Origin of the sequence: Streptomyces echinatus (assembly GCF_014203595.1) — a bacterium.
Classification (GTDB): domain Bacteria; phylum Actinomycetota; class Actinomycetes; order Streptomycetales; family Streptomycetaceae; genus Streptomyces; species Streptomyces echinatus.
In genome coordinates this window covers 783,440-807,341 of record NZ_JACHJK010000002.1, presented here as the reverse complement: position 1 = coordinate 807,341, position 23,902 = coordinate 783,440, and the positions used below count along the sequence as shown (strand labels likewise).

Annotated in this window: 20 protein-coding genes and 1 pseudogene; 14 read left to right on the top strand and 7 right to left on the bottom strand. The window is 74.9% G+C overall.

The genetic code is table 11. The features are described 5' to 3' along the window. From FHS34_RS08205 to FHS34_RS08180, 6 genes and pseudogenes are all read left to right on the top strand, one after another. Window positions 1–1,854 (top strand): annotated as a pseudogene (locus FHS34_RS08205) (SDR family oxidoreductase); the annotation flags it as partial. A 1-nt stretch (window position 1,855) separates the two neighbouring features. Further along, window positions 1,856–7,069, top strand: a complete 5,214-nt coding sequence (locus tag FHS34_RS08200; RefSeq protein ID WP_184962669.1) for a type I polyketide synthase — start codon at window positions 1,856–1,858, stop codon at window positions 7,067–7,069. Next, complete coding sequence (locus FHS34_RS08195) at window positions 7,066–7,386, top strand: acyl carrier protein (RefSeq protein WP_184962667.1); 321 nt, start codon at window positions 7,066–7,068, stop codon at window positions 7,384–7,386. The genes FHS34_RS08200 and FHS34_RS08195 overlap by 4 nt, the downstream gene beginning before the upstream one ends. A gap of 3 nt (window positions 7,387–7,389) precedes the next feature. Next, window positions 7,390–8,190 (top strand): alpha/beta fold hydrolase, encoded by an 801-nt coding sequence (locus tag FHS34_RS08190; RefSeq protein ID WP_184962665.1) that lies wholly within the window; start codon window positions 7,390–7,392, stop codon window positions 8,188–8,190. Beyond that, window positions 8,187–9,368 (top strand): glycosyltransferase, encoded by a 1,182-nt coding sequence (locus FHS34_RS08185; RefSeq protein ID WP_184962663.1) that lies wholly within the window; start codon window positions 8,187–8,189, stop codon window positions 9,366–9,368. Before FHS34_RS08190 ends, FHS34_RS08185 begins: the two co-directional genes overlap by 4 nt. Beyond that, window positions 9,365–10,432: a class I SAM-dependent methyltransferase gene (locus FHS34_RS08180; RefSeq protein ID WP_184962661.1), complete on the top strand. Its 1,068-nt coding sequence runs from the start codon at window positions 9,365–9,367 to the stop codon at window positions 10,430–10,432. Before FHS34_RS08185 ends, FHS34_RS08180 begins: the two co-directional genes overlap by 4 nt. Window positions 10,433–10,586: 154 nt before the next feature. On the opposite strand, the gene FHS34_RS08175 is transcribed toward FHS34_RS08180, so the two are convergent. Further along, window positions 10,587–11,684, bottom strand: coding sequence for a lysylphosphatidylglycerol synthase domain-containing protein (locus FHS34_RS08175; protein ID WP_345525699.1), 1,098 nt, complete (start codon window positions 11,682–11,684; stop codon window positions 10,587–10,589). A gap of 333 nt (window positions 11,685–12,017) precedes the next feature. Here FHS34_RS08175 and FHS34_RS08170 point away from each other — a divergent pair, with 333 nt between their 5' ends. Beyond that, complete coding sequence (locus FHS34_RS08170; protein WP_184962659.1) at window positions 12,018–12,665, top strand: DedA family protein; 648 nt, start codon at window positions 12,018–12,020, stop codon at window positions 12,663–12,665. A gap of 151 nt (window positions 12,666–12,816) precedes the next feature. Here FHS34_RS08170 and FHS34_RS08165 read toward each other — a convergent pair whose 3' ends face one another. Beyond that, window positions 12,817–13,344 carry a gamma carbonic anhydrase family protein gene (locus tag FHS34_RS08165; protein ID WP_184962658.1) on the bottom strand — a complete coding sequence of 176 codons (528 nt, stop codon included), beginning with the start codon at window positions 13,342–13,344 and terminating at the stop codon, window positions 12,817–12,819. Between the two features lie 108 nt (window positions 13,345–13,452). On the opposite strand from FHS34_RS08165, the gene FHS34_RS08160 reads away from it, so the two are divergent. After that, on the top strand, window positions 13,453–14,217 hold the full coding sequence (locus tag FHS34_RS08160; RefSeq protein ID WP_184962656.1) for an acyltransferase: 765 nt from the start codon (window positions 13,453–13,455) through the stop codon (window positions 14,215–14,217). A 25-nt stretch (window positions 14,218–14,242) separates the two neighbouring features. Here the strand turns inward: FHS34_RS08160 and FHS34_RS08155 are convergent, their stop codons facing one another. Further along, the gene (locus tag FHS34_RS08155) at window positions 14,243–15,100 is read right to left on the bottom strand and encodes an EamA family transporter (protein ID WP_184962653.1); all 858 of its coding nucleotides are present in this window, start codon (window positions 15,098–15,100) and stop codon (window positions 14,243–14,245) included. 109 nt (window positions 15,101–15,209) lie between these two features. Between FHS34_RS08155 and FHS34_RS08150 the strand changes: the two genes are divergently transcribed. Continuing rightward, entirely contained in the window at window positions 15,210–15,782 is a 573-nt protein-coding gene (locus FHS34_RS08150; protein ID WP_184962651.1) for a helix-turn-helix domain-containing protein, read from the top strand. A 43-nt stretch (window positions 15,783–15,825) separates the two neighbouring features. Continuing rightward, window positions 15,826–16,383 (top strand): YbaK/EbsC family protein, encoded by a 558-nt coding sequence (locus FHS34_RS08145; protein WP_184962649.1) that lies wholly within the window; start codon window positions 15,826–15,828, stop codon window positions 16,381–16,383. A gap of 171 nt (window positions 16,384–16,554) precedes the next feature. Here the strand turns inward: FHS34_RS08145 and FHS34_RS08140 are convergent, their stop codons facing one another. After that, entirely contained in the window at window positions 16,555–17,724 is a 1,170-nt protein-coding gene (locus FHS34_RS08140; protein WP_184962646.1) for a cation diffusion facilitator family transporter, read from the bottom strand. A 62-nt stretch (window positions 17,725–17,786) separates the two neighbouring features. Here FHS34_RS08140 and FHS34_RS08135 point away from each other — a divergent pair, with 62 nt between their 5' ends. Further along, the gene (locus FHS34_RS08135; RefSeq protein ID WP_225817700.1) at window positions 17,787–18,134 is read left to right on the top strand and encodes an ArsR/SmtB family transcription factor; all 348 of its coding nucleotides are present in this window, start codon (window positions 17,787–17,789) and stop codon (window positions 18,132–18,134) included. A 39-nt stretch (window positions 18,135–18,173) separates the two neighbouring features. On the opposite strand, the gene FHS34_RS08130 is transcribed toward FHS34_RS08135, so the two are convergent. From FHS34_RS08130 to FHS34_RS08120, 3 genes are all read right to left on the bottom strand, one after another. After that, window positions 18,174–19,391, bottom strand: coding sequence for a 4-hydroxybenzoate 3-monooxygenase (locus FHS34_RS08130; RefSeq protein ID WP_184962644.1), 1,218 nt, complete (start codon window positions 19,389–19,391; stop codon window positions 18,174–18,176). A gap of 68 nt (window positions 19,392–19,459) precedes the next feature. Beyond that, window positions 19,460–21,094, bottom strand: coding sequence for an APC family permease (locus tag FHS34_RS08125; protein ID WP_184962642.1), 1,635 nt, complete (start codon window positions 21,092–21,094; stop codon window positions 19,460–19,462). A 202-nt stretch (window positions 21,095–21,296) separates the two neighbouring features. Then, entirely contained in the window at window positions 21,297–21,704 is a 408-nt protein-coding gene (locus FHS34_RS08120; RefSeq protein WP_184962640.1) for a CoA-binding protein, read from the bottom strand. A gap of 142 nt (window positions 21,705–21,846) precedes the next feature. Here FHS34_RS08120 and FHS34_RS08115 point away from each other — a divergent pair, with 142 nt between their 5' ends. From FHS34_RS08115 to FHS34_RS08105, 3 genes are read left to right on the top strand one after another with little or no spacing between them, the layout of a single operon-like run. Beyond that, window positions 21,847–22,575 carry a hypothetical protein gene (locus tag FHS34_RS08115; protein ID WP_184962639.1) on the top strand — a complete coding sequence of 243 codons (729 nt, stop codon included), beginning with the start codon at window positions 21,847–21,849 and terminating at the stop codon, window positions 22,573–22,575. After that, window positions 22,572–23,111, top strand: a complete 540-nt coding sequence (locus FHS34_RS08110) for a SixA phosphatase family protein (RefSeq protein ID WP_184962637.1) — start codon at window positions 22,572–22,574, stop codon at window positions 23,109–23,111. Before FHS34_RS08115 ends, FHS34_RS08110 begins: the two co-directional genes overlap by 4 nt. 36 nt (window positions 23,112–23,147) lie before the next feature. Further along, a complete protein-coding gene (locus FHS34_RS08105) occupies window positions 23,148–23,774 on the top strand; it encodes a YigZ family protein (protein WP_184962634.1) in 627 nt (208 codons plus the stop codon). Window positions 23,775–23,902 lie beyond the last annotated feature (128 nt).

Sequence of the window (23,902 nt, the reverse complement as noted above, 5' to 3'; positions counted from 1 at the left end):
GCCTTCGGGGCGGGGGGTGCCGGGGCGGTGTCGAGCCGGGAGGCCGTGTCCGCGCCGGGCGCTCGGCCGGGGTCGGGTCCGGAGGATGTCTTCGGACCGGTTGTGGGGTCGGTGGCCTTCGGGGCGGGGGGTGCCGGGGCGGTGTCGAGCCGGGAGGCCGTGTCCGCGCCGGGCGCTCGGCCGGGGTCGGGTCCGGAGGATGTCTTCGGGGCGGATGCGGGGTCGGCTGCCGTCGGCGCGCCGGATACCCGGCCTGTGCCGGGCCGGGAAGCAGGCCGCCGGCCGGACGCGGGCGCGGCAGCCGCCGCGACGGGCCCCGTCGGCGTCGCCCCTCGGCGCTGTGAACTGCGGCCCGTCCCCTTGCCGGACCCGGGCCCGGTCACCGACCTGTCGGGCGAGCGGTTCGTGCTGCTCGGCGACGGCGACGGCGAGGGCGACGGCCAGGGCCACGGTGGCGGCGACGGCGACGGCGGTGGTGGCGGTCACGGTGGTGTCGTGGCCGAGGTCGCGGCGCGGCTCGCCCAGTGTGGTGCCGAGACCGTGATCCGGCCCGCCGGCCATCTCCTCGACCCTGCCGACGGCCCCGTCGCCGGCGTCGTGTACCTCGGCGCGCTCCCCGGCCAGGACCGCCCCCTGCTGCCGGACGCCTTCCCCGCGCTCCGGGCCGCGCTGGCGTGCGGCCCCCGCCTGCTGCTCGCCGTGCGCGCCGCCGACGGCGCCGGGGCGCTGCGGTCGGCGGGGCTGGACGGGCTGATGCGCAGCGTCGCCCGGGAGTACCCGGACCTCCTCGCCCGGGTGCTGGCGGTCACCGGCACCGGCCCGGCGGCCGTCGCCGACGCGGTCCTCGCCGAGCTGCGCGCCCCGCAGCCCGCCCCCGTCGTGCTGCGTACGGCCGCCGGACAGCGCCGGGGCCTGGACCTGGTGCCCGCGCCCCTCGGCCCACTCGGCAGCACCGGCGCGGGACCCGCCGGGGACGGCGCCGCCGAGGCCGCCGCGCTCGGGCTCGACCCGGAGTCGGTGGTACTGCTGGTCGGGGGGGCCAGGGGCATCACGGCGAGGTTCGCGACCACGCTGGCCGGCGCCTCCCGCTGCCGGATCGAGCTGCTGGGCCGCACACCCGCGCCCCCCGAGCCCGAGGCCCCGCACACCGCCGCCGCCCGCACCCCCGTCGAACTGAGGGCCGCGCTCGCCACGGGCCCGGGCGCCGCACAGCCCGCCGAGATCAACCGGGCCGCCGAACGGATCCTCGCCCAACGGGAGATCACCGCCACGCTGGCCGAACTCGCCGCCCTCGGCAGCCCCGCCCGCTACCGCTCGGTGGACTTCCGCGAGCGGGACGCCGTCCTGCAGGCCGTCAAGGAGATCCACGCCGATCACGGCCGGCTCGACGGCGTGGTCTTCGCTGCCGGCGTGATCGAGGACCGGCTGATCACCGAGAAGACCCCCGAGTCCTTCCGGCGGGTCTACGGCACGAAGACGGCCGGGGCGGGCGCGCTGTTCGCCGCGCTCGACGAACTGCCCGCCGCACCGGCGTTCACCGTGCTGTTCGGCAGCATCGCCGCCGTCCTCGGCAACCGCGGCCAGGCAGACTACGCCGCGGCCAACGACGCCCTGGAGGCGATCGGAGCCGACTGGGCCACCCGTACCGGACGGCGTGCGCTGACCGTGCACTGGGGCCCCTGGGCGGCCGCCGGCGGGCACCCCGGCATGGTCGGCCCGGAACTCGGCCGCGAGTACGCCCGGCGCGGGGTCGCGCTGATCGACCCCGAGGAGGGCACCGCGGCCCTGCTCCGCGAACTGGCCTGGGGCGACCCGGCCACCCGCGCGGTCGTCTACACCGCGTCGGGCTGGTGACATGACGGAGCGTCAGACTCCGGTCGCGGTCGTCGGGATGGCGGTACTGCTGCCCGGCGCCCCCGGCCTGGACGCCTACTGGGCCAATCTGCGGGACGCCGAGGACTCCATCACCGAGGTCCCGGCGCACCGCTGGGACGCCGACTACTACCGTCCCGGCTCAGCCGCCGGACCCGCCGTCGCCGGCCAGGTCTACTGCCGGCGCGGCGGATTCGTGGACGGCCTGGCCGAGGTGGAGGTCACGCGCCACGGCATCATGCCCGCCTCCGTGCCCGGTACCGAGCCCGACCAGCTGATCGCCCTGGACGTGGCCGCCGCCGCGCTCGCCGACGCGGGCGGCCCGGACCGGCTCCCCGAACGCCACCGGGTCGGCGTCGTCCTCGGCCGCGGCGGCTACCTCACCCCCGGCCTGGCCCGGCTGGACCAGCGGGTGCGCACGGCCCACCAGCTCACCCGCACCCTGGGCGAGCTGCTGCCCGACCTCACCGCCACCCAACTCGACCGCGTGCGCGCGGCGTTCGCCGACCGGCTCGGCCCCGACAGCCCAGACGCCGCGATCGGCCTGGTCCCCAACCTCGCCGCCTCCCGCATCGCCAACCGCCTCGATCTGCGAGGCCCCGCCTACACCGTGGACGCGGCCTGCGCCTCCTCCCTGGTCGCCGTCGACCAGGCGGTCACCGCGCTCGCCTCCGGCCGCTGCGACCTGATGCTGGCCGGGGGAGTGCACCACTGCCACGACATCACCCTCTGGAGCGTCTTCTCCCAGCTGCGTGCCCTGTCCCCGACGGAGCGCATCCGGCCCTTCCACCGCGACGCCGACGGCATCCTCATCGGCGAGGGCACCGGAGTCGTCGTACTGAAACGGCTCGCGGACGCCGAACGCGACGGCGACCGCGTGTACGCGGTGATCCGCGGCACCGGCGTGGCCGGTGACGGCCGTACGGCGGGGCTCGTCACCCCCGATCCGGGCGGCCAGGGCCGGGCCGTGCGCGAGGCCTGGCGGGCCGCCGGACTCGACCCCGCCGCCCCGGACTCGATCGGCCTGCTGGAGGCACACGGCACGGCCACCCCCGCCGGCGACACGGCCGAACTCACCACGCTCGCCGAGGTGTTCGGGCCGGGCACGGGACACGCGCCGGATGAGCGGCCGGTACTCGGCTCGGTGAAGTCGATGATCGGCCACACCATGCCGGCGGCGGGAGTGGCCGGCCTCGTCAAGGCCGCGCTCGCCCTGCACCATCGCACGCTGCTGCCCACCCTCCACTGCGACGACCCGCATCCCGGACTCGCCGCCACCCGCTTCCGGACCCTGGAGCGGGCCCGCCCCTGGGAGACCGGCACCGGCCGGCCGGTCCGGCGGGCCGCGGTGAACGCGTTCGGGTTCGGCGGGATCAACGCGCACGTGGTGCTGGAGGAGGCGCCCGCCACCCGTCCCGCCCCCGCCGTACCGGTGGCGGCACGGCGTGCGGCGTCCGTGCGCGCCCCCGCAGCACCGTTGGCCGTACCGCCTGCGGCTTCCGTGCGCGTCACCGACGCCGAGCGTGTGCTGCTGCTGTCCGCCGCCGACGTGACCGGACTCGCCGCCCTTCTCGACGCCGACGACTCGGCCGTGCTCGCCGCCGGTCTCGACCCCGGCCGGGCGCACGCCGACGCCGGACCGGCCCGCCTCGGCGTCGTGGACCCGACCGCCAAGCGGCTCGCGCTGACCCGCCGCGCGGTCGCCAAGGGCCGGGCCTGGCAGGGCCGCGGCGACGTGTGGTTCCGTCCGACGCCGCTGCTCGGCCGCGCCGGCGGCAAGCTGGCGTTCGTCTTCCCCGGGCTGGAGGCCGACTTCACGGCCCGCACCGACGACATCGCCGCGCACTTCGGCCTGCCCCCGGTCGACGGCGCCGGTCCGGACGTGCGGGTCGGCGACATCGGCCGGCACGGCTTCGGCGTCGTCGGTGTGGGCCGCCTGCTGGACCGGGCCCTGCGCCGCATGGGTCTCGTACCGGACGCGGTCGCCGGGCACAGCGTCGGCGAATGGACGGCCATGGCCGCGGCCGGGCTGTACTCGGCCGCCGAGGTGGACGCGTTCATGACCGGGTTCGACCCGGACTCGGTCACCGTCCCGGGCCTGGTCTTCGCCGCCGTCGGCACCTCCGCCGCGCATGTGCGTGCCGCGCTCGCCGACGCCTGGGCGGGCTCCGGGATCGTGCTCTCCCACGACAACGCGCCCCGCCAGGCCATGGTCTGCGGTCCCGGGACGGCGGTGGAGGAGTTCGTCCGGTCCCTCCGCGCCGAGGGCGTGCTCTGCCAGGTGCTGCCGTTCCGGTCCGGCTTCCACACGCCGATGCTGGAGCCGTTCCTCGCCCCCATCAAGGAGGCCGCCGACCGCTTCCGGATCCACCCGCCGGCCGTCCCGGTGTGGTCGGGCACGACCGCGGCGCCCTTCCCGCGGGACGAGCCGGCGGTCCGTGCGCTGTTCGTACGGCACCTGCTGGAGCCCGTTCGCTTCCGCGAGCTGACCGAGGCGATGTACGCCGCCGGGCACCGCGTCTTCGTCCAGACCGGCCCCGGCCGGCTGACCTCGCTCATCGACGACACCCTCGGCGACCGCGATCACCTGGCCGTCGCCGCCGGCTCGCCCCATCACGGCGGCCTGGCCCAACTCCGCCGCACCGCGACCGCGTTGTGGACGGCCGGTGCGACCGTGACACCGCTCGCACGGGCAGGGGCCTCCGCACCGCTCACACGGACAGCGGCCTCCGCACCGTCCACAGCGGCCACGACGTCATCGGCGACGGGCGCGACCCTGACGTCGTCGCCGGCGAGCCCGACCCTGACGCCACCGACACCTTCCACAGCGACCGAGGCGGCGCCGACACCTTCCACAGCGACCGAGGCGGCGCCGACACCTTCCACAGCGACCGAGGCGGCGCCGACACCCTCCGCAGCGACCTCGACGGCGCCGACGCCGTCCCGCGCCCCAGTGGCCCACCCGCTCCGTACCCCAGTCGTCCACCCGCCCGGAGACACAGCCGCTCACCCGCCCCGAACCGCAGCCGCTCACCCGGCAGGCGCCCGTCCGCGCGTCCGCCTCGACCTCGGCAGCGCCCTGGTGTCACTGGACGGTCCGTCCCGCGAGGCGCTGCGCGCGCAGCTGTGGGGGAGCGGGCCGGGGGGTCGCCCTGGCGAGCCGACGGGGCAGACCGGCACGACCCTTCCGGCGGCAGCCGAAGCCACACCGGCAGACAGGGAGTTCAGCCCCGGCCCCGGCCCCTCTCTCGACGACCTGGCCCGGCGCCACCCGGCCGCCGCCGAACTCACCGCCCTCCTCCGGGACACCGCGCACACCGCGGCGGAGCTGATCACCGCGAGCCACGGCCCCCGCGCCGCAGGCACCCACCCGTCCACCACCACCCCGAGCCCGGCACCCGGCACGATCCCGACCGCCACCGGCCCAACCGCACCCGCACCCGCACCCCCGGCCGCCACCGCCACTGTCCCGCCCACCGCGACCGCGACCGCCACCACAGCCCTCGGCCCCACCCCCACCGCCCTCGCCCCAACGCCCACCACACCCGCAGCCGCAGCCCACCCCGCCACCGCTTCCGGCCTTCCCCCCGCCCCCTCTCTCGCCCCCACCCCCGTCACCACAACACTCCGCGTCTCCGCCCAGGCCATGCCCCACCTCCTCGACCACTGCTTCTTCCCGCAGCGGGACGGCTGGCCGGAGTTGGCGGACCGGTGGCCGGTGGTGCCGGCCACCACGATCGTGCGGCACATGATGGACGCGGCGGAGCACGCGAAACCCGGCCGACGGGCCGTCGCCGTGCACGGCGCCCGGTTCGACCGCTGGCTCACCGCGACGCCCCCCGTCGACGTACCGGTCACCGTGACGCCCGCCCCCGGCCGGCCGGACCGGGTCACCGTCACCTTCGGGTCCACCGCCCGCGCCGTGGTGGAACTCGCCCCGCACCACCCGGCACCGCCTCCGCGCCGGCCGCTCACGGACCTCGTCGAACGCGTCCCCGTTCACACGGCGGCCCAGCTCTACCGCGACCGCTGGATGTTCCACGGTCCACGGTTCCAGGGCCTGACCGAGCTGACCGCGATCGGCGAGCGGCACATCCGCGGAGTGATCACCACTCCGGCCGCCCCCGGTGCCCTGCTCGACAACGTCGGCCAGCTGCTGGGCTACTGGATCATGGCGACCCGCACCGCGCGGACCGTCGTCTTCCCGGTGCGGCTGGAGGAGGCCCGCTTCCACGGACCGCACCCGGAGCCCGGCACCGAGGTCCACTGCGTGCTGCGCATCACCACCCTCACGGACACCCTGCTGGAGGCGGACGCGGAGCTGACCGTCGGCGACCGCGTCTGGGCCCGGCTGACCGGCTGGCAGGACCGCCGGTTCGACAACGACCCCACGACCCGGCCCGTCGAACGCTTCCCCGAGCGCCACACCCTCGCCACGGCCATGCCCGGTGGCTGGGCGCTGGTGCACGAGCGGTGGCCGGACCTGGCCTCCCGCGAACTGATCATGCGCAACTCGCTGGCGAGCGCCGAGCGCGCCGCCTACGCGCGTCGGCCGCCGCGCGGCCGCCGCCAGTGGCTGCTCGGCCGGATCGCGGTCAAGGACGCCGTACGGCACTGGCTCTGGCAGCACGGCGAAGGGCCCGTCTTCCCGGCGGAGATCCAGGTGGGCAACGACGAACTCGGCCGCCCCCACGTCACCGGTCTGCACGGCCGCGTCCTGCCCCCGCTGGACGTGTCGCTCGCCCACCGGGCCGAGGCCGGCGTGGCGATCGTCCGCCCGCACCGCCCGCGACCCGGCCCCGGGATCGACATCGAGGAGATCACCGACCGCGACCCGGCGACCCTCACCACCGCGCTCGGCCCGGCGGAACTGCGGCTGCTGCGCTCCCGGTGCGCGGACGGCGGCGAACCGGAGGCCGTGTGGTTCACCCGCTTCTGGGCCGCCAAGGAGGCGGTCGCCAAGGCCGAGGGCGTCGGATTCGGCGGCCGGCCCCGGGACTTCGCCGTGCTGGAGGCCGCCCCGGACGGCACCCGGCTGCTGGTCTCCGGCCGCCTGGAAGGCGCCTGCACCGTGCACTGCGCACCGGTGACCAACCCACCCGCCCTGCCGGAACGCGGCTACGTGGTGGCCTGGACGACCGGGCCCGCGGCCGACGACGGACAACACGACGCAGCAGCCGAGGAGTACGCCCGATGAACCCCACCCAGCCGGCCCCGGCGCAGCCCACCGCCGACACCGTGCTCGCCGACATCGCCGGCATGGTCCGCACGGTGCTGGCGGAGTACGGCGACGACGACGTGGTGATCGGCATGTCCACCGGTTTCAACCGGGACCTGGAACTGGAGAGCATCGACCTCGTCACCCTGGCGGGCCTGCTGGAGGAGCGGTACGGACGGCGGGTCAACCTCGCCGAGTTCCTCGCCGGCATGGAGTTCGACGAGATCATCGAACTCACCGTCGGCAGACTCGTGGAGTACGTGGTGTGGAGCCTGAAGACCACCCAGGCGGGCTGAGCCATGGCGATCGTCGACGCCGGAGGCATCCGGCTGCACGTCCAGCGGACCGGCCCCACGGACGGCCACGGCCCGCACCCCACCGTCGTCCTGGTGCACGGACTGCTCACCGACAGTCTGGCCAGCTACTACTTCACCGTCGCGCCCGGACTCGCGGCGGCCGGACTCGACGTCGTCATGTACGACCTGCGCGGCCACGGCCGCAGCGAGCGGCCCCCGCACGGCTACACCCTGGACGACAACATCGACGACCTGGCGGCGCTCCTCGACCGGCTGGACGTCCCCGGTCCCGTGCACCTCGTCGGCAACTCCTACGGCGGCACGATCGCCTTCGGGTACGCGGCCCGCCACCCCGGCCGTGTGGCCGGCCTGACCCTGATCGAGTCGGAGCCGGCGACCCCCGCCTGGGCCGCGAAACTCGGCCGCATCCTGCACCGGGTGGTGACCGAACTCGCGCACAACGAGGCGGACGCGCTCGCCTGGGTCACCGCCCGCCACGGCCGCAACACCGCCCGCCTCGCCAAGGGCGCGGCCCGCCTCGTGCGCGAGACCACCCTCGGCCGGGACATACCCGCCAGCCGGGTGCTCACCGAGGCCCAGATCACAGCCGTACGCTGCCCGGTCCTCGGCCTGTACGGCGGCGACTCGGACATGGTGGACCTGCTGCCGGCGCACCGGCGGCTGCTGCCGGACTTCCGGGCGGTCGTCCTGCCGGGGCACGAGCACTCGGTCCTGGTCGAGGCACCCGGCACGGTCGGGGAGCACATCCTGGACCTCGTCCACGCGGGGGCGGGCGTCCGGTGAGCGGCTTCCTCTTCGTCGTCCCGCCGCTGACCGGGCACATCAACCCCGCCGTCGGCGTCGCCGCCCAGCTGACCGCGCACGGGCACCGCGTGGCCTGGGCGTGTCCCGACCCCGCCCTGGTACGGCGGCTCGCGGGTGCGGACGCCGACGTGTTCGCGTGCGCGGGACCGGTGCCGGGCGCCCCGGGTGCCGTACGGCCGCCGGACCTGCGGGGCGCGGAGGCGCTGCGGTTCCTGTGGGAGTGGTATCTGCTGCCGCTCGCCGACGCGATGGCGCCGGGGGTCGCCGCGGCCGTCGCGGCGGTCCGCCCCGACGTGGTCGTCGCCGACCAGCAGGCGTTCGCGGGCGCCCTGGTGGCCGAGCGCCTCGGGCTGCCCTGGGCCACCTCCGCGACCACGTCCGCCGAGTTCAGCGGCGCCTACGACGGCCTGCCCAAGGTCGCCGCATGGCTCCAACGGCGGCTGACCGAGCTGCGCGCCCGCATCGGCGACCCGGCAGGCACCGCCGACCCGCGCTCCTCGCCGCATCTGCTGCTGGTGTTCAGCACACCCGAACTCATCGGCCCACAGGCGCCGTTGGCACCGCACATGCACTACGTCGGCCCCTCGCTCGCCGGCCGCCCGGCCGGCCCCGGCTTCCCCTGGGAATGGCTGGACCACGGCCGGGCCAAGGTCCTGGTGACCCTCGGTACGGCCAACGCGGACGCCGGCGGCCGGTTCCTCGCCGAGTCCCTGGCCGCGCTGCGCGGCCGCGCCGACCGGGCCCAGGCGGTGATCGCCGACCCGGGCGGCACCCTGTCCGGCACGGCGGGCGACAAGGACGTGCTGGTCCTGCCGTCGGTGCCGCAACTCCCGCTCCTGGAACGGATGGACGCCGTCGTCTGCCACGCGGGCCACAACACCGTCTGCGAGGCGCTGTGGCACGGCGTCCCGCTCGTCGTCGCGCCGATCAGGGACGACCAGCCGGTGGTGGCGGCACAGGTCGTGGACTCCGGCGCCGGCGTCCGGGTCAGGTTCGGCCGGGTCACCGCGGCCCGGCTGGGCGGCGCCCTCGACTCCGCCCTGCACGACCCCGCCCACCGGGCCGCCGCCGCCCGGATCCGTGCCGCGTTCCGCGCGGCGGGCGGCGCCCAGGCCGCGGCGGCCCACCTGGAACGGATGGCAGGGGAGAACCGATGAGCGACGCCCGGGAGAAGAAGGCCCACATCGACGGCCTGCGCCCCGCGTACCGGGCCGGCCTGGCCGCCGGCACCGACCGATTCCTCGCGCCCCGGCGCACCACCTGCCCCTGGTGTTCCTCCGCGCGGCTCACCCGCCGCCTGCGCACCACCGACCTGCTCCAGCACAAGCCCGGCCGCTTCACCCTGGACGCCTGCACCGACTGCGGCCACATCTTCCAGAACCCGCAACTCACCGCCGAAGGGCTGGAGTTCTACTACCGGGACTTCTACGACGGCCTCGGCGAGCAGCGGATGAGCGGCACCTTCGGCGCGCGCGCCGCGATGTACCGGCGGCGTGCCGAGGCGATGCTGCCGCACGATCCCGCGCCGAAGACCTGGCTGGACGTCGGCACCGGGCACGGCCACTTCTGCGCCGCCGCCCGCGGTGTCCTGCCCGGCACGGCCTTCGACGGACTCGACTTCACCGACGGAGTCGAGCTCGCCGCCCGCGAGGGCCGTGTGGAGCACGGCTACCGCGGCGCCTTCCCCGACCTGGCCCCCGGACTCGCCGCCCGCTACGACGTGGTGAGCATGTTCCACTACCTGGAGCACAGCACCGACCCCGACCGCGAACTGCGTGCCGCCCACGAGGCCGTGCGCCCCGGCGGGCACCTCCTGATCGAGGTACCGGACCCGGAGAGCCGCTACGCCCGGCTCCTCGGCCGCTGGTGGCTGCCCTGGCTCCAGCCGCAGCACCTGCACTTCATGCCGGCCGCGAACCTGCGCCGCCGGCTCACCGGTCTCGGGTTCACGGTGGTCGCGGAACAGCACACCGAGGCGCACGACCCGGTCGACCTGCTCGCGGCGGTCTGGCTCGCGCTCGACCGCGCCGCCCCGCGCGAGGACGCACCCTGGCTCCCGGAAGCACCGGGTGCGCTCCGGCGCGCCCTGCGCACCGGCGTGCTCCTCGCGGGCGTCCCCGTCCTCCTCGCCGCCGTGCTCGTGGACCGGTTCGCGGCCCGCCCCCTGGCAGGCCGCCTGCGACTGTCCAACGCCTACCGCCTGGTGGCCCGCCGCGACTGACCCACCGCGCCCCGGCTCGGGCGCCCGCCGGGGCGCCCGAGCACGCGGGCGGGGCGGGCGGAAGAGCCGGGGGCACCGGCCCGCGGGGGACCGATCCGGCACGGCCCGGCACGGGTACCTTCCACGCCGGGGCGCGTGCGTGGGGGCAGTCGGCTCACAGCGCCTTCGCGCGGATCATCGACGACAGCACCAGCGCGCCCGGCACCAGTGGTACCCAGTCGGTCAGCATCCGGTATCCGATCACGGTCGCGGTGGCCACCGAGGGCGAGGCGCCGAAGGCGACCAGTGTCCACACCAGCGCCGCGTCGACCGCGAGCCCGCCCGGCGCGGGCACCGCCCCGACGGCCGTGCCCGCCGCCAGGTGGGCGAGCACCACCTGCTCCCACGGCAGCCCCAGCCCGAGTGAGGTCCCGACACAGGCCAGCGCACCCGCCTGCACCAGCGGCATCGCGACGGCCCCGCCCCACAGGGCGAGCACCCGGCACGGCCGGGTGTGCACGGCGCGCGCGTCGGCCAGGGCGGCGCGCAGCAGCCCGGCCACCGGCCGCCGCAACGGCCGTACGACCGTCAGCAGCACGCCCGCCGTCGCGAGCGCCCCGGCCACAGCGGCGGCGAGCGGCACCAGCAGCCGGCCGTCCGGTGCCAGGTCCCCCAGGCGGCGCCAGGCCCCAGACGCCGCCAGGAACACCAGCAGCACCAACGCCTTCGCCGACGACCTGGCCAGCGAGTACAGCCCGATCGACGCGGTCGCCCGCTCCAGCGGCACGCCCCGGCGGCGCAGGAAGCGCAGGGTCACGGCATGGGCGCTGAGACCGCCGGGCAGTACGTGGTTGGCGGCACCGGCGGCGAACTGCGAGGCCAGCAGCGGGCCCGGCGGCAGCGGGTCGGGCAGGGCGCCTTGCCGGACGCAGGCGGCGGCCACCCAGGTCAGACAGGTGAAGCCGGCTCCGGCCAGCAGCCACCCCGGGTCGGCCACGCCCAGCCGCCGGACTCCCCCGTACACGAGAGGCCGGTTGGCCACGGCCCAGCCGGCGGCGAGCAGCACGGGAGCCAGGCACAGCGCGAGCCGCACCGGCCGCCCGGACACACGGGACACCGGGCGGCCCGGAGCGGAAGACCCGGGACCGGGGCAGGCGGCCACGGGTTCGGGGCCGGGGTCGGCGATCGCGGGGCAGGGCGTGGCGGTCGAGGGAAGCGGGGCGGCGGTCGCGGGAAGCGGGGTGGCGGTCGCGGGGAGGGGCGTGGGGGTCACGGGGCGGGGGGCCGGCCGTTGTGGGCGGGGGCGCGGGGGAGGGCCGGGCGAGCGGGACGGGGACGGTGAGGACACGGGGACGTCGTCCTTCCGCGGCGGGCCCCACGGCGGGGCCTGGGGGAAGCGGGCCGGGCGAAACCGCGTGGGAGCCTTCCCCTCCCGTGTGACACGGGGATGTCCGAAAACGTAAGGGGCGAGGGCGGGACGGTGCCGCCGGGCGGACGCGGGCAGGCAGCCGTTCACCGCCGACCAGGTAGCCTTCCCTTGGGACGCGCTTTACATGCGGCGGCCCGGAAAGCCGGAGCAAGGCCAGCGACAGGGGAGGAACCGGCGGTGCACGTCCAGGATTGGCTCGACTCGGTGCCTGCGGTCGCCGTCTACGCCCTGGTGGGCCTGGTGATCGGTCTGGAGAGCCTGGGCATCCCGCTGCCGGGCGAGATCATCCTGATCTCCGCGGCGCTGATGTCCTCCCAGCACTCGGGCATCAACCCGATCGTCCTCGGCGCGTGCGCGACCGCCGGCGCGGTGATCGGCGACTCCATCGGCTACGCCATCGGCCGCAAGGGCGGACGCCCGCTGCTGGCCTGGCTCGGCGGCAAGTTCCCACGCCACTTCAGCGCCGGCCATGTGGCCACCGCCGAGCGGTCCTTCGAGAAGTGGGGCATGTGGGCGGTCTTCTTCGGCCGCTTCGTCGCCCTCCTGCGGATCTTCGCCGGCCCCCTCGCGGGCGTCCTGCACATGCCGTACTGGAAGTTCCTGATCGCCAACGTCCTCGGCGGGATCTGCTGGGCCGGCGGCACCACGGCCGTCATCTACTACGTCGGCACCGTCGCCGAGGACTGGCTGAAGCGCTTCTCGTACCTGGGCCTGGCGGTGGCCGTACTGATCGGCCTGGCCTCGATGCTGCTCGTGAAGCGCAAGGCCAAGAAGGCCCAGCAGCAGGCCGAACCGGAAGCGGAGCCGGTCGGCGCCGGGGACTGAGGCGTTCCCGCGAGGGGCGCGGGGCCGCGCCGCCCCGCGGCTTTCGTGGCACGAGGGCGCGGGGCCGGACGGCCCCACGAAGCCCCGCGGACCCGGGCGGGTCCCACGCGGCCCGCGGACCCGGACGGCCCCGTACAGCCCGCGGGCCCTCCTACCGGTGCACGTCCATGTGCGCCTTGCCCAGTTCCGCGTACAAGGTGCCGTTGAGGGTGACCCCCTCCCGCTCCTCCTCGGTCAAGGGCCGCTTCACCTTGGCCGGCACCCCCGCCACCAGCGACCCCGGCGGCACCACCATTCCCTGCGGAACCAGTGCCTGGGCCGCGACCAGCGACCCCGCCCCGATCACCGCACCGTTGAGCACGGTCGCACCCATCCCGATGAGGCAGTCGTCCCCCACGGTCGCCCCGTGCACCACCGCGTTGTGCCCGATGGACACCCGCTCGCCGACGGTGACCGGGAACCCGGGATCGGCGTGCAGCGTGACGTTGTCCTGGACATTGGCCTGCGCCCCCACGGTGATCTTCTCGACGTCACCGCGCACGACCGCCCCGTACCAGATGCTGGCCCCCGCGCGCAGCGTGACGTCCCCGATCACGGATGCCGTGGGCGCGACGAACGCCTCCGCGTCGACCTGCGGCTCCTTGCCCCCGATACCCACGATCAGCGCCTTCTGCGTCATCACCGTCTCCTCGTGTCGGCAGTACACGGCACCGTACGACACGGGGTGGGGCAAAGATCACAGCGGCCTGCCCTCTCGCTCCAGGCGACCGATGAGTAACGTGACCCCGTGCCGAAGCGCAAGAACACGTTCTCATCCTGGCGACGCCGACTGGTGCAGCGTGCCGTGCACACGGGCTGGTCGTGGGTGCAGCGCGCGGGTTCGGTGACGGCCGAGAACCCCGGCCGCTTCCGTTTCGGTTCGATCGGCGAAGCCACCCGGCTCGCGTTCCCGCTCGGCACGGTCTTCGGCGAGCCCTGGATCCGGCTCGGCTCCTACTGCATCATCGCCGAGCAGGTCACCCTCACCGCGGGGCTGATGCCCGACCTGGACCTCGGTCCGGACCCGATCCTGAGCATCGGCGACGGCGTGGTCCTCGGCCGCGGCAGCCATGTCATCGCGGACACGACGGTCACCATCGGCAGCGACTGCTACTTCGGGCCGTACGTCTACATCACCTCCACCAACCACTCCTACGATGATCCGCACCAGCCCATCGGCAAGCAGTGGCCGCGGATGGAGCCGGTCGAGATCGGCCCGGGCTGCTGGATCGGCACCGGCGCGGTGATCCTGCCGGGGGCCCGGATCGGCCGGAACGTGGTCGTGGCGGCCGGCGCGGTGGTCCGGGGCACGGTGCCGGACCACGCGGTGGTGGCGGGAGCGCCGGCCAGGGTCGTACGGCGCTGGACGCCCGACGCGGGCTGGCAGCCTCCGCTGCGGACCCCCGCTCCCGTGCCGATCCCGGACGGCATGACGCCGGGGCAACTGCGGGCGCTGGCGGATCTGGACGAGGACGCGGTGGCACGGCTCGCCGCGCTGGAGCCCGAGGGCTGACGCGGACCCGCTCCGCCGGGGCGGCTCAGCCGGTCGCCAGCAGCAGGGTGCCCAGCAGGGCGAGCCCCGCCCCCGCCGTCTGTACGGCGCGCAGCCGCTCGCTGAGGAAGCCGCGCGCGGCCAGCGCGGTCACCACCGGATACAGCGACGCGAGCACGGCCGCGACGGTGACCGGACCGCTGCGGGCGGCCATCGCGTAGGTGCCGTTGGCGGCCACGTCGGCCAGCCCGACGAAGGCCAGCGCGGGCAGCGAGGACCAGGGGAAGCCGCCGTCCGGCAGGACGGCACCGCTGCGCCGGACCGAGGCGGCGAGCGCGGCCCCGCCCGCCGCGACGTTCGTCAGCCGCTGCACGAACAGCGCCAGGAACAGGCCGGTGACGTCGGTCGAGGCCTCCGCGATCAGCGCGAACACGGTGCCGAAGCCCAGCGCCGCGACCAGCGTGAGCAGGATGGCCTGCCGCTGCACGGCCGCGCCCCGCAGCTGCGGTCCGCCGGCCAGGACGACCCCGCCGACGGCCACCGCGATGCCCGCGACCTGGAGCAGCCCCGGCCGCTCGCCGAGGACGAGGCCGACGCCGACGGGCACGGCGACGCTGAGGGTGGCGAGCGGCGAGACCACGCCCATCGGGCCGAGCGCGAGGGCCTTGTAGAAGGAGAGCAGGGCCACCGGTCCGACCAGGCCGGCCGCGAACGCGAACCACAGCCGGGGACCGGCCTCGGTCCAGCCGCCCGTGGCGAGCACGATCGCGCCCAGTACGGCCGCCGCGATCGACTGCGAGACGACCACCACGGTCAGCGCGGGGGTACGTCGTGTCAGCAGCCCGCCGCCGAAGTCGGCCAGCCCCCACAGGAGGCTGGTGGTCAGGGCGAAGAATGCTGTCACGGCCGGCCTCGCAGTACAGTTCGGTGAACGGTCAGGTGCACCTCACCGTAGTTCAGTCCACTGAACTTCCATAACCATAATATTGAACTTCCCGAATATTGGACACCACGTGTCGGACCTTGAACTCCTGACCCAGTCCCTGGCGCGCAACGTCAAGCACTGGCGGTCGGTGCGCGGCTTCACACTGGACGTGCTCGCCGCCCGGGCCGGTGTCAGCCGGGGCATGCTCATCCAGATCGAGCAGGCCCGCACCAACCCGAGCATCGGCACGGTCGTCAAGATCGGCGACGCGCTGGGTGTCAGCGTCCCCACGCTCCTCGACTACGAGCAGGGCCCCAGGGTCCGTGTCGTCCCCGCCGAACGGGCCGTACGGCTGTGGCACACGGAGGCCGGCAGCTACAGCCGGCTGCTCGCCGGCACGGAGGCGCCCGGACCGCTGGAGATGTGGGACTGGCGGCTGATGCCGGGGGAGAGCAGCCCCTCCGAGCCGCACCCCGGCGGCACCGTCGAACTGGTGCATGTCACCGCGGGCGAGCTGACGCTCACCGTGGAGGGCGCGGAGTACCGGATCCCGGCCGGCGCGAGCGCCTCCTTCGAGGCCAACGTCCCGCATCTGTACGGCAATCACGGAGACGTGCCGATGGACATGGTGATGGCCGTGTCCGTACCGCCCGTGCCCTGAGACGCCGGTACGCCGGGCGGCCGGATCTTGCTACCGTGCCGCCATGCGTCCGCCCATCGGAGCCTTCGACACCGCCACCCCCGCCCCGGACTGCCTGGCGGAGCTGACCGCTCCCGTCGCCGACGCCGTACGCGCCTGGCAGGGCTCGGTGCCGGCCGACAGGATCCTCTACGTCGACACCGAACCGCAGTGGGCCGACACGGCCGTCTTCGTGGAGCACTACGGCCGTGACCTGCTGGAGCGGTCGGCGAACTGCGTCGTCGTCGCGGGCAAGCGGGGCGGTGGGACCACGCTGGCCGCCTGCCTGGTGCTCTCCACGACCCGGGTCGACGTCAACGGCGCCGTGCGCCGCCAACTGGGCGCCCGCAAGGCCTCGTTCGCCTCGATGGAGACGGCGACCGGCGAGACCGGCATGGAGTACGGCGGGATCACCCCGCTCGGCCTGCCCACCGGCTGGCCGGTGCTGGTGGACTCGGCCGTCGTCGACCTGCCCTACGTCCTGGTCGGCAGCGGACGCCGGCGCGGCAAGCTCCTGGTGCCCGGCAAGGCACTCGCCGAACTGCCCGGCGCGATCGTGCTGGAAGGCCTGGGCACGGCCTGACCCCGGCGCCGTCGCACGACGGGCCTGCCCGAAGGACCGGGCACGGCCCGCCCCTGACGCCCGTGCCCGGCTCGCAGGCGGACGGGCACGCGGGGCAGACGTGCGGGACCGGGCGCCGCCAGGCCCCGACGCCGCCGTACGGCGGGCGGGCCGGACGGGCGCGGCCCGGCTTCACGCCGTCGCGTGGTGGGCCAGGGCCAGATGCGGGTCCGCCTGCCCCGGGACGGGCGCCGGGTCGGCGTGCACCAGGGCGGCCGTCAGCCGCGGCACGGCGTGCAGCAGGGCGTGTTCGGCCTCGACGGCGATCGCGTGGGCCTGCCGGACCGTCGCCTCGCCGTCGACCACCACCGCCAGCTCGGCCCGCAGCCGGTGCCCGATCCAGCGCAGCCGCAGCTCGCCCACCTCCCGCACCCCCGGCACCCCGCGCACCGCGTGCTCGGCCCGGTCCACCAGCGCCGGGTCCACGGCGTCCAGCACCCGCCGGAACACCTCCCGTGCCGCGTCCCGCAGCACCAGCACGATCGCGGCCGTGATCGCCAGGCCCACGACCGGGTCGGCCAGGTGCCACCCCAGCGCGGAGCCGGCGGCGCCCAGCAGCACGGCCAGCGAGGTGAAGCCGTCGGTGCGGGCGTGCAGCCCGTCGGCGACGAGCGCGGCCGAGCCGATCTCCCGGCCCACCCGGATCCGGTACCGGGCCACCCACTCGTTGCCGGCGAAGCCGAGCAGCGCGGCCACGGCGACCGCCGGCAGGTGCGCGACCGGGCGCGGGTCGAACAGCCGCCCGACGGCCGCCCAGGCGGAGAACGCCGCCGACGCGGCGACGGTCAGCACGATGACGAGCCCCGCCAGATCCTCGGCACGGCCGTAGCCGTACGTGAAGCGGCGGGTCGCCGCCCGCCGCCCCAGCACGAAGGCGATGCCGAGGGGTACGGCGGTCAGCGCGTCCGCCGCGTTGTGCACCGTGTCCCCGAGCAGCGCCACCGACCCCGAGACCGCCACGACGACCGCCTGGGCCAGCGCGGTCGCCCCCAGCACGGCCAGCGACACCCACAGGGCGCGCATCCCGCGCGCCGAGGACTCCAGCGCCGGGTCCAGCTTGTCGGCGCTCTCGTGGGAGTGCGGGGTGAGGAGATGAGCGAGACGGTGGGCGAAACCGTGACGGGGCCCGGCGGCGCGCCCGGCCCCATGACCGCCGCGCCCGCGCTCATGCGCGCTTTCCCCGTGCCCGTGCCCGTGCCCAGGACCGCCGTGCCCGCGGCCCTGCCCGTGCGGGCCGTGCCCGTGCCCGTCTTCGCTCCCGCTGGGCTCGTGGCCGTGCTGACGGGGGTGCCGGTCGCTCACGTCGATCCCCTTTCCGGTGGCCGGGAGTGGACGCACGGCGCCCACGGAGCCATTATGTGCGTATGAGCGCACGCATGCACCTGTCAGCTGCGCATCATGCGCACCCGCGCAAGCCCGGCGAGGAGCAGTTCGCGCTCGCCGCCGAACTCCTCTCCCTGCTGGGCGACCGCACCCGCCTCGCCCTGCTGTACGCCCTGACGGGGGGCGAGGCCGACGTCACCACGCTCACCGAGGCCTGCGGCGCCGCCCGCCCGGCCGTCAGCCAGCACCTGGCCCGGCTGCGGCTCGCCGGACTCGTGGACACCCGCAAGGAGGGCCGGAGGGTGATCTACTCGCTGCCGCACGGGCACCTGCGGCGGCTCGTGGAGGAGGCCCTGAGGACCGCGGACCACCGCCTCGCCGAGCGGTGAGACCGCCGGGCGGCCGGTGAGCCGGGCAGGGCCGTGCGCTCAGTACGCGCCGGCCGTGCCGAGGTACTGCTCGGCGAAGGCCGCCGCCGCGACCGGTGAGGAGAACAGCCGGCGCAGCCGGGCCAGGGTGGTGCCGGCGCGGTGGGGATCGCCGTGGGACGTGCCGTGGTAGATCCCGGAGAGCCACTGCGAGAACTCCTGGTAGTCCCACACCCGGCGCAGGCAGGCCGCCGAGTAGCCGTCCAGGCCCGCGCTGTCGCCCTCGGCCAGCTGCGCGACGAGGCCGTCGCCGAGCAGGAACGCGTCGTTCAGGGCGAGGTTCATGCCCTTCGCGGCGATCGGCGCGACGAGGTGCGCGGCGTCGCCGGCCAGGAGGAGACGGCCGTACACCATCGGTTCGACGACATAGTTGTGCATGTCCAGCACACGCTTCTCCAGCAGCCGCCCCTCCCTCAGCGGCGGGCGGTCCGCCGCGCGCAGGCGCTGCTGGAGCTGCTCCCAGACCCTGTCGTCGGGCCAGTTGCCCGGGTCGTCGCCGGGCGGGCACTGGAGGTAGTAGCGGGTCACCCCGGGACTGCGGGGCATGTGCCCGGCGAACCCGGCCGGGTGCATCCCGAACAGGACGCGGTCGGCGGACGGCGGGGCCTTGGCGAGCAGCGCCAGCCAGCCGATGCCGTAGTCGTGCCGGGAGGTGCGCACCGACGGCGGCAGCGCGGCCCGGCTCGCCCCCCGGGCCCCGTCGCAGCCGGCCACGAAGTCGCAGCGCACCAGGCGCCGTTCGCCGGTGTCCGGGTCGGTGTAGGAGACGGCGGGCCGGTCCGAGTCCAGGTCGTGCAGGCGTACGTCCCGCACGCCGAAGCGGATCTCCCCGCCGCGCACGTCGGCGTACTCGCGCACGAGATCGGTCACGAGCAGCGGCTGCGGGTAGATCCAGTGGTGACGGCCCGTCAACTCCGTGTAGGAGAAGCGGTGGCCGCGGCCGTCGAAGCGGAACTCGCACTCGGAGTGCCGCTCGGCGCGCTCCAGGAGGCGGCCGGCCAGCCCGCGCCGTTCCAGGCCGCGTACGGCCCATTCCTCGATGACCCCGGCGCGGGGCCGCTGTTCGATGAACTCCCGGCTCTCGGTCTCCAGGACCAGGCAGTCGACACCGGCGGCCCGCAGGATGTTGCCGACGGTCAGACCGGCCGGTCCGGCGCCCAGGACGACGACCGGAAAGCGGGTGGTGGAAGGTGAGTCGGAGTGGGGGGAAGGAGACATCACGCGAGCATTATGACGGTGTCCCGTCAGACGAGCCGACGGGACACCGTGGGTGACGCGGGAGCGGGTCAGTGCGCGGGCATGTCCGTCACCACGACCTCGTCGATGCTGCGCTCGATCGCCTCGGCGTTCGACGCGGTGGCCTTGGCCCAGTAGTAGATGACCAGGGAGAAGGCCGCGACGACCAGGATGTCCCAGTACATCGGGATGGAGCCGCGGCCGCCGAAGCCGCCCAGCCAGGAGATCGCGCCCAGGCCGAGCAGGTAGCCGGGCAGCCACTGCGCCGCCTTGAAGTCCATCCGGGGAGCGTCCGGCTTCCGCGTCGCGGTGGCGTACCAGGCGTAGGAGCCGAGGAGCACGTAACCGAGCAGGATCGCGAAGCCGAGTCGCCACAGGGTGTCCCAGCCGGCCCAGTAGATGATCAGGTTCGCGACCGCGAACGACGCCGGCGAGATGAACTTGCCGAACGGCAGCCGGTAGGGGCGCTCGAGGTGCGGCAGCCGGTCGGCGAAGACGCCGTACGCCAGCGGCGCGCCCGCGTACATCAGCACGCTGGCCGAGGTGATGAAGCCGACCAGCTCCTGCCAGCTCGGGAACGGCAGGAAGCAGACCACACCGGTGACGAACGACATGAGCAGGCCGAACCACGGTACGCCGCGCTTGTCGGTCTTGGCGAAGGCCTTCGGCGCGTAGCCGTTCTTGGCCAGACCGAAGGAGACGCGGGAGGTGGCGGTGGTGTAGATCAGGCCGGTGCCGCCGGGGGAGATGATCGCGTCGACGTAGAGCACCCAGCCCAGCCAGCCCAGGCCCACCAGGGTCGCGAGGCCCGCCCAGGGGCCGCTGATGCCTTCGAAGTCGAGCTTGGCCCAGCCGTGCGCGAACGAGGCGTGCGGCAGCGCGGCGATGAACACGATCTGCAGCAGGATGTAGATCACGGCGCCGATCGCCACCGAGCCGAGGGTCGCCCGCGGCAGGTCGCGCTTGGGGTTGCGGCTCTCGCCGGCCAGCTGGATCGCCTGCTCGAAGCCGAGCAGCGCGAAGATGATGCCGCTGGAGCTGATGGCGCCGAGGACGCCCTTCATGCCGAACGGCGCGAAGCCCTCCGAGGTGAAGTTGCTGCCGTGGAAGTTGCCCACCGCGATGATGAAGATCGCCGCGAGCGGGACGGCGATCTTCCACCAGGTGGCGGCGCTGTTGGTGTGCGCCAGGGCACGGACGCCGAAGAAGTTGACGCCGACGAAGACCGCCATCAGGGCGACGGCGGAGACGAAACCGCTGGTCGTCAGGGTTCCGTCGGCGTGCTGCAGGCTCTGGGCCCACTTCCAGTGACCGGCGTAGCCGATCATCGCCTCGACCTCGATCGGCGCCACGGTCGCCGCCTGGAGCCAGGCGAACCAGCCGAAGGACATGCCGGCCAGGCCACCGAAGGCGTAGTGCGGATAGCGGGCCGTGCCGCCGGCGACCGGGAACATGCCGCCGAGCTCGGCGTGCACGAGCGCCAGCAGCACGATGGCCACCGTGCCGATCACCCACGAGATGATCGCCGCGGGGCCGGCCACGACGACCGCCTTCTCGGCGCCGTACAGCCAGCCCGATCCGATGATGGAGCCCACGGAGGCCCACATCAGTCCGATCAGTCCGACGTCCCGGCGTAGACCGCCGGACTCCGTCGTGGCCTGTGGCAGGGCGTCGACTTTCGCCATGTCAAGTGGCCTCTCAGTTCATGAACGCAGAATTAACGAGCAAGGAGGCCACAGGCTAGGAAGACATTCCGCGTCGGCAAAAGACTGTTTTACAAAACTTGACCCGGGATCTTGCCTGTCTTGGTAACAGCCTTCACACAGGTCAGACGCGTCGGACGAATGTCAATATTCAGCTGGGAATTGTGATGAAGACGAAGAGTCACTAGTTCAGGCGGGGAATTTCGATCGCCGGGCAGCGGTCCATCACCATCTCCAGACCCGCCGACCGGGTCCGCTCATGGGCGGCCTCGTCGACGACTCCCAGCTGGAACCACACCGCCCGCGCGCCCTTCACCACGGCCTCGTCCGCCACCGCGCCGGCCAGGTCGCTGTTCACGAACACGTCGACCACGTCCACGCCGAAGGGGATGTCCGCGAGGGAGGCGTAGCCCCGCTCTCCGTGCACCGTCTCGGCGCTCGGGTGCACCGGCACGATCCGCTTGCCGAACCGCTGCAGCACCTGCGCCACCCCGTAGGCGGCCCGGTTCCGGTTCGAGGACAGGCCGACCACCGCCCAGGTGTCGCCGAGCTCGGTCAGGATCCTGCGGATCGTCGCTTCGTCGCCGTACATCGGCCGCCTCCTCGGGCTGCGGGGAACTGTGTGCCGTGGCAACATCGCCCCGGCCGGTCGGGATTCCCGTCGTACCCCGCCACGCTGTCCGGAATCGGCGCAAGCTGCTGCATACAGCCGTCCGGCCGCCTACGCTCGCCCCGTGCTGCGCATCCTCGACGCCCGAACCGGTGAGCCCGTCCCCGCCGCGCCCGCCCGCCGCGGCCTGACCCGTATCGAGGCGCACGCCTCCGGCCTCGATCCCACGGCCCTGCGGGTGCTGCTCACGGCCGACCTGCTGGTCCGGGCCCTGGAACTCGGCGGCACCCCGGTCTGGACGACCCTCACCGCCCCCCGCGACCAGCCCGAACTCCGCACGGCCGCCGAACGGCTCGCCATCCGCCCCTTCGAGGACGGCCGCGACCTCGCGTCGGGCCTCGGGGACGCCCAGGCCGTCCATGTGGCCCAGCGGGACTCCGGGGGCACCATCGGGGAGGGGCCGGTGATGGACGTGGCCCAGGTCGCCCCCGCCGCGCTGGAGGCGCTCCTCGCCGACCCCGCCGCCTTCCGCCTCGCACTGCTCGCCGTCCCGCGGAGCGAACCCGTACGGCTGGACCGGGCCGCACTGGACGACGCCGCGCGGTGCCTCGCCCGATGGCGGCGGGCCGTCGCCGGCTGGGCACGGCGGCCCTCCCGGCCGGTTCCCGACGAGGTGCGGGCGCGGCTGCGCGCCGCCTGGGAGGACGACCTGGACGTGCCCGCGGTGCTCGGCGTCCTACGGGACGTCGAGAGCGCGCCCGGCATCCCGGACGGCGCCCGCTTCGAGACCTACGCCTACGCCGACCGGCTGCTCGCCCTGGACCTCGCGCGCGACCTGGGGAGCCTCGCGTGAGCGCACCGGCCGGCGCGGGCCCGCTGCGCCGGCTGCTGGTGCTGCGGCACGCCAAGTCCGACTGGCCCGACGGCGTCGAGGACCACCGCCGGCCGCTCGCGCCGCGCGGCCTGCGCGACGCACCGGCCGCCGGGCGCGCCCTCGCGGCCGGCTCCCTGCCCGACCTCGCCCTCTGCTCCACCGCCGTACGGGCCCGCCGCACCTGGGAGCTGGTCTCCGCCGAGTGGGCCACTCCGCCGCCGGTCCACTACGACCGGCGGCTGTACGCCGCCGACGTGGGAGACCTGCTGGAGGTCGTGCACGAGGTGCCGGCGGACGTACGGACGCTGCTGCTCATCGGGCACAACCCCGGCCTGGAGGAGCTGGTGCGCGCGCTGGCCGCCGACGGCCTCGACGACACACTGGACCGGCTGCGGGAGAAGTTCCCGACCTCGGCGATCGCCGTGCTCACCTGGCACGGCACCGGCTGGCCCGCCCTCGCCCCGGGCGCGGCCCTGCTCACCTCGTTCACGGTCCCGCGCGGGAAGAAGAGGTGACCGAAGCGCATCCCGGCGTTCACATAGGCTGGCGGGATGCAGGACGAGTACCGCACAGTCGCCCGCGCGGGCGTGCACGAGACCGAGATCAACCGCTCCCGCTTCCTGTGCGCCCTCGCCCCGGCCGCCACCGAGCAGGAGGCCCAGGCCTTCGTCGCCGCCGTGCGCAAGGAGCACGCCGACGCCACCCACAACTGCTGGGCGTACGTCATCGGCGCCGACGCCTCCGTGCAGAAGGCCAGCGACGACGGTGAACCGGGCGGCACCGCCGGCGTGCCCATGCTGCAGATGCTGCTGCGCCGCGACATGCGGTACGTGGTCGCCGTGGTCACCCGCTACTACGGCGGCGTCAAGCTCGGTGCCGGCGGACTCATCCGCGCCTACGGCGGCTCGGTCGGCGAGGCCCTGGACACCCTCGGCACGATCACCCGGCGCCGCTTCCGGCTGGCCACGGTGACCGTCGACCACCAGCGGGCCGGCAAGGTCCAGAACGATCTGCGCGCGACCGGCCGCGAGGTGCGGGACGTCCGCTACGGCGAGGCCGTCACCCTCGAGATCGCCCTCCCGGACGCCGACGTGGACGCCTTCCGCGGGTGGCTCGCCGATGCCACGGCGGGCACGGCCGGCCTGGAACTGGGCGGGGAGGCGTACGGCGACGCGTGAGTCAGGACGGTGACGGCTCCGGCGTCAGGTCCTCCGCTCCGGTCCGCCGGCCCGACCGGTAGATGGTCACGACACCGCCGCGGACGACATGGCGGTACTCGCCGTTGCGCGCCTCGAACCCCTTGGCA

Coding starts and splice junctions, on each gene's coding strand:
- FHS34_RS08200 (WP_184962669.1), top strand. CDS start 1,856: ATGACGGAGCGTCAGACTCCGGTCGCGGTCGTCGGGATGGCGGTACTG.
- FHS34_RS08195 (WP_184962667.1), top strand. CDS start 7,066: ATGAACCCCACCCAGCCGGCCCCGGCGCAGCCCACCGCCGACACCGTG.
- FHS34_RS08190 (WP_184962665.1), top strand. CDS start 7,390: ATGGCGATCGTCGACGCCGGAGGCATCCGGCTGCACGTCCAGCGGACC.
- FHS34_RS08180 (WP_184962661.1), top strand. CDS start 9,365: ATGAGCGACGCCCGGGAGAAGAAGGCCCACATCGACGGCCTGCGCCCC.
- FHS34_RS08165 (WP_184962658.1), bottom strand. CDS start 13,344: ATGACGCAGAAGGCGCTGATCGTGGGTATCGGGGGCAAGGAGCCGCAG.
- FHS34_RS08145 (WP_184962649.1), top strand. CDS start 15,826: ATGCGTCCGCCCATCGGAGCCTTCGACACCGCCACCCCCGCCCCGGAC.
- FHS34_RS08135 (WP_225817700.1), top strand. CDS start 17,787: ATGAGCGCACGCATGCACCTGTCAGCTGCGCATCATGCGCACCCGCGC.
- FHS34_RS08130 (WP_184962644.1), bottom strand. CDS start 19,391: ATGTCTCCTTCCCCCCACTCCGACTCACCTTCCACCACCCGCTTTCCG.
- FHS34_RS08125 (WP_184962642.1), bottom strand. CDS start 21,094: ATGGCGAAAGTCGACGCCCTGCCACAGGCCACGACGGAGTCCGGCGGT.
- FHS34_RS08120 (WP_184962640.1), bottom strand. CDS start 21,704: ATGTACGGCGACGAAGCGACGATCCGCAGGATCCTGACCGAGCTCGGC.
- FHS34_RS08105 (WP_184962634.1), top strand. CDS start 23,148: ATGCAGGACGAGTACCGCACAGTCGCCCGCGCGGGCGTGCACGAGACC.